This window comes from Nonomuraea sp. NPDC001684 (assembly GCF_053596515.1).
Map to the genome: position 1 here is coordinate 1 of NZ_JBSFGJ010000481.1, position 6,678 is coordinate 6,678.

Below are 6,678 nucleotides of genomic sequence, written 5' to 3' on the forward strand. Positions count from 1 at the left end.
GGTGAACAGCCGCACCCCGAGGTCGCGTTCCAGGGCGGCGATGCGCTTGGAGACGGCCTGCTGGGTGACCGCCAGGTCGGCGGCGGCCTCCTGGAACTGCCCCGCCTCGGCGGCGGCGACGAAGGTCCGGACGATGTCGAGGTCCATGCGCACACCTTACGGACACAACCATCCGTTGTGCGGATCGGGCCGTCTGGTTGTTTGATCTCCTGCTCACCGGCCCGATTGGATGCTCCCGATCGCGTATCGGTTGTACGGGCGAGTGACGAGGAGCGTCGGGGACATGAGGGACGGGCACCGGCTGGGCCGCCGGTTCGGATGGTTGTGGGCGGTGTACGGCACCAGCGCGCTCGGCACGTGGCTCGCCTTCGGCGCGTTCCCGCTGATCGCCGTCCAGGTGCTGCACGCCGGGCCGGCGGAGGTCGCGGCGCTGTCGGCGGTGGGCGCGGCGGTGGGCGCGGCCGTGGCGGTGCCGCTCGGCCCGTGGGTGGAGTTCCGCCGCAAGCGGCCCGTGCTGATCGCGGCGGATCTGGTGCGGTTCGCGGCGCTGCTGACGATCCCCGCCGCGTTCGCGCTCGGCGTGCTCACCTTCGTCCAGCTGCTGCTGGTCTCGGTCGTGGTGGCGGCGGCCGACATCACCTTCCGCGCCGCCTCCGGGGCGTACCTCAAGACGCTGCTGCCCGGCGAGCACCTGCTCGTCGCGAACGCCCGCCTGGAGTCCACGACCTGGACGACCACGATCGTCGGGCCGCCGCTGGGCGGCGCCGCCATCGCGCTCCTCGGCCCGGTCGCGACGGTGGTGGCCGACGCGGTCAGCTACCTGCTGTCGGCCCTGGGCGTGCGCGCGGCGGGCGGCGGCGAGCCGCGCCCCGCACGCCCGGAGCCCGCGCGCATGGGCGCGGGCGACCTGCTCGACGGCTGGCGGCACATCCTCGCCGACGCCGCGCTGCGCCCGCTGTTCCTCAACACCGCCCTGTTCAACGGGCTGCTGATGGCCGCCGACGCGCTGCTGGCCGTCCTGATGCTCGGCCGGCTGGGGTTCACCTCGTGGCAGTACGGTCTCGCCTTCGCCGTGCCCGCGATCGGCGGGCTGCTCGGGGCGCGGCTGGCCCGTCCGCTGGTCACCCGGTTCGGGCAGCACCGCGTCCTGGTCGTGACCGGGACGCTGCGCGCGGTGTGGCCGCTCGGGCTGGCCTTCGTGGGGCCCGGCACCGGAGGGCTGCTGCTGGTGATGGGCGTCGAACTCGGGCTCATCTTCTGCTGCGGCGTCTTCAACCCCGTCTCGGCCACCTACCGCCTCGAACGCACCCCGAACGACCGGATCACCCGCACGCTGTCGGCCTGGTCGGTGACGACCAAGGCGTCGACCGCGCTGCTGACGGCCGCGTGGGGGGTGCTGGGCGCCCTGCTCGGCCCCCGTCCGGCCATCGGCCTGGCCGGCGTGCTCCTGCTGGCGACCCCGCTGCTGCTTCCCGGGCGCGCCGCCGCGGCCCTTCCCGAGCCGGTGCCCGCGACCCACGCCTGAATCCCCTCATCACCAAGGAGACAACGATGACCGTCACGTCCCCCGAGCTCGACCCCCGGACGTCCGCGCTGCTCGTCCTGGACCTCCAGCAGGGCGTGCTCGCCTCGCTGCCCGGCCTGGAGGAGCAGGAGGCGCTGCTGTCCCGGGTGGCCGACGCCGCCGCCGCCATGCGCGCGCACGGCGCCGCCGTCGTCCACGTGCGGCTCGGCTTCACCGAGGCCGACTGGGCGGCGATCCCGGCCGCCAACCCGACCTTCTCGCTCATCGGGCGCGGACGCCTGCTGCACCACGAGGACCCCGGGACGGACTTCCACCGGCGGGTCGCGCCCGAGCCCGGGGACCTCGTCGTCCGCAAGACCAGGGTCGGCGCGCTGTCCACGACGGACCTCGACCGGCGGTTGCGGGAGCGCGGGATCACCACCCTGGTCGTCGCCGGGCTCACCACCAGCGGCGCCGTCCTGTCCACCGTGGCCGACGCCGCCGACCGCGACTACCGGCTGCACGTCCTGTCGGACGGCGTCGCCGATCCGGACCCGCACCTCCACCGGACGCTGATGACCGGCGTGTTCCCGAGAACGGCCCACGTCGTCGACACCGCCGGGCTGCATTCGCTCCTGCGCGAGAGCCGATAGTCGCGAACCGTTCGATTTCACTTTCGTATCGCGGGCGGGCCGAATTGCCCGTGCCCCCAATACTGGGTGCATGGCTCCCCTGAACGGCGATTTCGACGCGTTCGCCTCGATGATCGACGAAAGAGTCACGGCACGCAGGGCCGCTCCGGCGCTCGTCGTGAAGATCTATGAGGGCACCCGGGCGGCCGCCCCCGGCGTCGTGGTCAAGGCGCTCGCCCGCCGGCTGCGCACGGCGGACGACCGGCCCCTCGTCCCGCACGCCGAGATCGACGAGGCCACCAGCCTGGACGGGGTCGTCGTCCAGCTGGGGAACACGACGCCACGCGGCTGGGGCACAGTACGTTTTCCCCGTTATCGGGTCTTAAAGGCGATAAAGGGTGGCGAGCAGGCAACCGGCGCACTAGAGCTGGCATTTCACGACCTTCACCCAAATCTCGCCTATTTCGTACGGAGTGCCAACCAAGTAGGCGGATTGTCGTTGTTTTTCCAGGTTCTCCTGTTCATCCTGGCGGGCTGGGCGATCCGCGGAGTTTTCCGCTGGTCGTGGCGCCGCCGGACCCGCGGCTGGTTCCCCGGCCACATCGGGCATGACAAGGCCGACTTCTTCCCGGAAGCCGGCCGGCTCATGTGGGGCCCCGACCGGGCGAAACAGGAGGGAGCCCTGCTCCGTGCGCTTTTGTGCGACCTGGAGGCGGCCTTCACCCCCAGGCTGTCACCGTGGCGGCGGCGTCGCCGCAGCAGGTTCGTGCTCTTCGTCACCGGCGACGCCGCGCTCACCGACCGCGTCGCCGACGCCGTACGGGACACCCGCGTACGCCGCACGATTGTGATCGCCGCGCCGGCATCCGACGCCGGGGCCGCCGACCCGGACCTCAGGTGGACGGCGAGCGCTCTCGACGGCCAGACGGCCCTCGCCACGACGGAGGGCGTCATCCAGGGGACCGGCGGCCTCGACGCCGCCGCCCTGGCGGGCCGGACCAGGATCCCCGTGCGGCTCGGCAGCCCCGCGCTCGCCGCGACGGAGGCCGTGGCGCAGGGCCTGGCCGCCGTCGGGCTGGCGGCCGTGCTCGCGATCCCCTGGCTGCCCCCGATCCGGCCGCCGGACACCTCCTGCCTCGCACGTCCGGCGCCCGGCCCGGCGAGCCCGCCCGCCCCGGTCCCGGACGCCGCCGGGGCGCAGAGCCTCTACGCCGCGGACAAGCAGCGGATCGAGGCCGAGAACGCCAGGGTCGAGGCCAAGGAGAAACAGGGATACACCGTCAAGACCGTGGTGTACCTCGGCTCCGGCGTCGCGGCCTTCGAGCATCCCGAGTACAACGGCGTGCTTCCCGAGCTGCGCGGGATCCGGCTGGCCCAGCAGAAGATGAACGACATGGCGGAGGCCACCCCGCACAGCCGGCGCAACTACGACGGCAACGTCTTCGTGCGGGTGAACGTCGAGGAGGCCGGCGCCGGGTACGCGAAGGCGCCCGAGATGGCGCGCCGGATCGCGGCCCAGCCGGACCGGAAGGTGCTCGGCGTGATCGGGCTGGGCGAGAGCCGGAAGGAGACGATCGAGGCCCAGCGGATCCTCGGCGACGGCGGCCTGCCCATGCTGGGCATCGGCGCCACCTCGGAGACCTTCCAGTCGCACCCGCTCTATCACCAGGTCTCCTACGACAATCCGGAACAGGCCCGGCTCATCGCGACCTTCGTCAGGAACGCCGGCGTCATCCCCGCCGATGACGGCACCTGCGCCCCCGCCGCCTCGGCCGTCATCCTCGGCGATCCCGACGACGACTACAGCAAGACCCTCAGCGACGACTTCGCCGCCGAGTTCCGGCCGAGCACCCAGCTGTGGTTCTCGCCGTCGAACAAGAGCCCCCAGCCCGGCGGCAAGACGGTGTACAGCCTGTCGGCGCTGGCCGACGAGACCTGCGCGATCGTCGCCAAGGACCCGCGGCGCACCCTGGTCCTCTGGCCGGGACGGGCCCAGCGGCTGCGCGACTTCCTGCAGACCGTCAAGGGCAAGAACGCGTGCCCGAGCGCCCTCACCGTGCTGGCCGGCGCCGACGTCACCACCACGGTGACGCGCGCGCAGCAACTGTCGTTCGACGGCGTCACCTTGTACTACTCGGCGCACGCGCTCCCCAGCCGGCCGCCGAACGAGATGGGCAGGGAGTACCTCGCCCGCTACTCCGCCGCCTACGGCCACGACGCCTGGTACGACCACTGGCGTGGGCCGCTCGCCTACGACGCCCTCATGACCATGGCCACGGCCGTCAACACCGTCTGCCAGCTCAACAAGGCGGCGGGGTGCGGGCGGGGCTCGGTGCAGGTCCTGTCCTCCTTCGGCGTCGGCGGCGACGCTGGCCTGCGCGGCGCGACGGGGACGATCGTCTACCCGAGCGATCCCCGCAACGCGTCGGGCGCGGTGACCGTCGTGCCGTCCGACAAGAGGTTCCTCATCCTCCGGGACACGCCGCAAGGGCCGGTGGTGGCCATGGAGTGCGGCCGCCGCGACGGCGGCGACGTGAAGACCGCCTGGGGCCCGCACGACGAGTTCGCCTGTCCCCGCCGCTGAGCCCGTGCGCTGACCTCGGGCGCGGGCCCGTCACTCCGGGATCAGGCACCGCTCATGGTGTGCAGGACGAGTCCGCCGCCGTCTGCGGGGCCGAACCCGGGCTCCCGCAGCTCGGGGACGTCGATCGCGGTGACGACGCCCAGGGCGCCCGCCTCGGCCACCTCGTGGACCGCGAGGCGGGCCAGCGCCCGGCGCACCCCGGCCGGGACGCCGGGCAGCACGTACGCCACGTCGAGGCGGGCCATGGTGTGCCGCTCGTCCTCCCAGGACGCGGCCGCGTGGCCGACGAAGGGCTCCCCGCGGTCGTTGTCGACGTAGGCCTGGAGCCAGCAGGGCAGCCTCGCCTCGGCGATCAGCCGCCGCGGGACACCGACGTCCAGCCCCGCCCTGGCCAGCCAGAACCCGGCATCGGCGGCGGGCGCGTCGTTGTCGAGGGGGACCTCGCCGACGTGGTATCCGGCCGGCCAGACGTCCGGAGCGTGGCGGGTGTCCAGCAGGACCCGGCCGTCGCGGACCGTCCGGCGGCTCCGGCGGACCAGCCCGGTGTCGAGCTCCTCCATGAGGAGGAACTCGACCTTGCGGGCCCACGCGCCGGCCGGGACACCGGAAGGCCGCGCCCTGACGGCTGCGAGCGCATTGGCTCGCGACCACTCGACAGTCACGCCTCCAGGTTGGCACACCCGCGGGCGGGAGTGACCGTCGCTCACCTGTCCCCGGGCTCCGCGGGGCAGGGGTCGCCGACGTGGACGTGCGGGACCGGGTTGAGCACCTTGCGACGCTGCTCGGTCAGGCCGCCGAGCCAGGACTCGTCGTAGACGTAGCCGTACCTGCTGCCCGCCCATACCGGTCCGTAGCGGTAGATGACCACGCGGCGCTCGCCGGGGTTGGTCCGGGTGGAGCCGCCGTGCATGAGCCCGTCCACGAAGAGCAGCGCGTCGCCCTTCTCCAGGTGGACGGGGATCGCGCCCGGCAGGGTGTCCATGCGGTCGCCCCTGGCGTAGTCGCCGCCCAGCGGGTGCCGGAAGTTCGACTTGTGCGAGCCGGGCACCACCATCGTCGCGCCGTCGCCCTCGCCGATGTCGGTCAGCGCGAGGATGATGTTGACCTGGCCGCAGCGGAAGACGCCGTGGTCGTAGCGGTAGCCGCAGCGCAGCGCGGTGCGGTAGCCGCCGGAGTGCACGGGGTGGTGCCCGCCCGACTCGCGGATCGAGGCGATCGTCTCGTCGACGAAGACGCCGGGGATGTAGCTGTCCTCCTCGCCCGCGTAGTGCCTGACCAGGTCGAACCAGCTCGGGTGGTCGACCAGCTCCTCGAACGGCCGGCCCGCCGCCACCGCCTGGTGCAGCTCGAAGCCGGTCTCGGGGGTGTAGTCGCGGCGCTGGGCGCCCCGGTACCACTCGCCCCTGGCCAGGTGGCGGGGGAAGGCGTCGAACTCCTCGTTGAGCCGCCGCAGCAGATCCGCGTCCACGGCGTTCCTGAGGATCAGGTAGCCGTTGAGGTCGAACATGAAGTCGTCCAGCTCGGACATGGTGGAACCTCCGGGGTGTGGTGAGATGCCGCCACTCTGCCGCGACGACCTCATTCCGGTCATCCACCCGGAAGATCCGAGATGTCGCATATCCTCAAGGTGTGCAGTCTCTCGCCCAGGTCATCGGCCTGCAGGCGTTCCACGTGACGTCGGGCCCCATGCCCCGCTCCCACATCCACCCCGAGGTCGAGTTCAACCTCGTCCTGTCGGGCACCGCCAGGTACGCGACCGTCGGCGGCGAGGTGGACCTGCCGCCCGGCCGGCTCGCCGTCTTCTGGGGCGGCTACCCGCACCGGCTGCTCACGGCCGAGGGCGTGGACTTCCTGTGGGCCACCGTCCCGCTGAGCGCCGTCATCGGCCACGACCCGCTGCGCGGCGCGGTCGAGCGGGCGCTGTCGGGAGAGTTCCTGTACGGCACCGCCGCCGAGGG

7 protein-coding genes are annotated in these 6,678 nt (G+C 72.8%); 4 read left to right on the top strand and 3 right to left on the bottom strand.

The features are described 5' to 3' along the window. Positions 1-147 (bottom strand): helix-turn-helix domain-containing protein (locus ACWCSD_RS44500; RefSeq protein WP_449924406.1); only part of this gene is annotated, 147 nt, incomplete at its 3' end. A 136-nt stretch (positions 148-283) separates the two neighbouring features. Between ACWCSD_RS44500 and ACWCSD_RS44505 the strand changes: the two genes are divergently transcribed. The 3 genes from ACWCSD_RS44505 to ACWCSD_RS44515 all read left to right on the top strand — a co-directional run bounded on the left by ACWCSD_RS44505 (position 284) and on the right by ACWCSD_RS44515 (position 4,720). Beyond that, positions 284-1,525 (top strand): MFS transporter, encoded by a 1,242-nt coding sequence (locus ACWCSD_RS44505; protein ID WP_449924393.1) that lies wholly within the window; start codon positions 284-286, stop codon positions 1,523-1,525. A 26-nt stretch (positions 1,526-1,551) separates the two neighbouring features. Further along, on the top strand, positions 1,552-2,157 hold the full coding sequence (locus tag ACWCSD_RS44510) for a cysteine hydrolase (RefSeq protein WP_397160020.1): 606 nt from the start codon (positions 1,552-1,554) through the stop codon (positions 2,155-2,157). 70 nt (positions 2,158-2,227) lie between these two features. Continuing rightward, positions 2,228-4,720 carry a hypothetical protein gene (locus tag ACWCSD_RS44515; RefSeq protein ID WP_449924397.1) on the top strand — a complete coding sequence of 831 codons (2,493 nt, stop codon included), beginning with the start codon at positions 2,228-2,230 and terminating at the stop codon, positions 4,718-4,720. Positions 4,721-4,761: 41 nt separating this feature from the next. Here ACWCSD_RS44515 and ACWCSD_RS44520 read toward each other — a convergent pair whose 3' ends face one another. Together ACWCSD_RS44520 and ACWCSD_RS44525 are read right to left on the bottom strand one after the other, a co-directional pair. Further along, positions 4,762-5,382, bottom strand: a complete 621-nt coding sequence (locus tag ACWCSD_RS44520; RefSeq protein WP_449924400.1) for a hypothetical protein — start codon at positions 5,380-5,382, stop codon at positions 4,762-4,764. 41 nt (positions 5,383-5,423) lie between these two features. Beyond that, positions 5,424-6,248 carry a phytanoyl-CoA dioxygenase family protein gene (locus tag ACWCSD_RS44525; protein ID WP_387676585.1) on the bottom strand — a complete coding sequence of 275 codons (825 nt, stop codon included), beginning with the start codon at positions 6,246-6,248 and terminating at the stop codon, positions 5,424-5,426. 101 nt (positions 6,249-6,349) lie between these two features. Between ACWCSD_RS44525 and ACWCSD_RS44530 the strand changes: the two genes are divergently transcribed. Continuing rightward, positions 6,350-6,678, top strand: a 329-nt coding sequence (locus tag ACWCSD_RS44530; RefSeq protein ID WP_449924403.1) for a cupin domain-containing protein, incomplete at its 3' end; no start/stop codon positions are given.